Here is a 1,493-nt window from a genome sequence, read left to right on the forward strand (position 1 = left end):
AACACCAACGTGTTGACGAAAAAACCCACCAACTCATCGAGCGCAGGGTCACGGCGCCCGGCGATCGGGAACCCCACCGCCACATCAACACTGGCGCTGATCTTCGACAACAACACCGCTAACGCGGCCTGCACCACCATGAAACTGGTCGCATTATGCTCACCAGCTAACTGACGCACCCGCGCCTGCACCTCAGCCGGCCACTCCACCGCCACCGTGGCCCCGCGATAATCCGCCACCGCCGGATACGGCCGATCCGTGGGCAACTGCACCCGCTCGGGCATCCCGGCCAACACATCTTCCCAATACGCCAACTGCCCAGCGATACGACTACCACTGTCCTCGAGCTCACCAAACTGCGCCCGCTGCCACAACGTGTAATCGACATACTGCACCGGCAACGGCGCCCACCCCGGCACCTGCCCCGCACACCGACTGGCATACGCCACACCCAAATCCCGCACCAACGGGGCCACCGACCACCCATCAGCAGCGATATGGTGCACCGCGGCCACCAACACATGCTCATCCTCAGCGACCCGGAAAAGCCTTGCCCGCAAAGGAATCTCGCCAGCCAAATCAAACGTGTAACGAGCCGCGGCGCCCACAGCCGCCTCCAGCCGATCATCCGGCCAGCCGACGGCATCAACAACCTGCCACCCGAAATCAACCCGCCCCACCGGAACAATCACCTGCTGAGGGACCCCGTCCACCGCCACAAACAACGTCCGCAAACTTTCATGACGGCCCACCACATCAGCCAGCGCCGCCCCCAACGCCTCAGCATCCAACCGACCACTGAGCCGCAACGCCACCGCCATGTTGTAAATCGGTGACGGCCCCTGCAACTGATCCAGGAACCACAACCGGGCCTGGGCAAACGACAACGGAACCACCGCCGGGCGCTCCACAGCCACCAACGGCTCCAGCCCACCCCCACCCGCACCCTCAATACGAGGCGCCAGCTCAGCCACCGTCGGCGCCTCGAACAACACCCGCACCGAAAGACCCGCATCAAAGGACTTATTCACCGCGGCAATCACCCGCATCGCCGACAGCGAATCCCCACCCACCTCAAAGAACGAGTCATCAACCCCGACCCGCTCCAAGCCAAGAACCTGGGCATAAATCCCAGCAACAATCTCTTCGGTCAAGCTGGTCGGGGCGCGATAGCCCTCGCCGTCTTGATAGCCCGGGGCCGGCAAGGCTTTGGTGTCGAGTTTGCCGTTAGCAGTCAGCGGCAACGCCTCGATCACCACGACCGCAGCCGGCACCATATAAGCGGGCAGCCGCTCAGCCACAGCGCTGCGCAACACCGCCGGCTCGGCGGTCCCGGTCACATACCCCACCAGACGCTTATCCCCAGCGACGTCCTCGCGCGCGATCACCACCGCCTGACGCACACCCTGCTGGGCGGCCAACACCGCTTGAACCTCACCCAACTCGATGCGATACCCGCGGATCTTGACCTGCTCATCAGCACGCCCCACATA

General features: G+C 63.8%; 1 protein-coding gene. It reads right to left on the reverse strand.

Annotation, left to right across the window (positions count from 1 at the left end; translation table 11 throughout):
- The coding region (locus tag A5753_RS14275; protein WP_231990077.1) for a condensation domain-containing protein at positions 1-1,493 on the reverse strand (1,493 nt) is incomplete at both ends.

Source organism: Mycobacterium sp. 852002-51971_SCH5477799-a, assembly GCF_001667145.1.
Taxonomy (GTDB): domain Bacteria; phylum Actinomycetota; class Actinomycetes; order Mycobacteriales; family Mycobacteriaceae; genus Mycobacterium.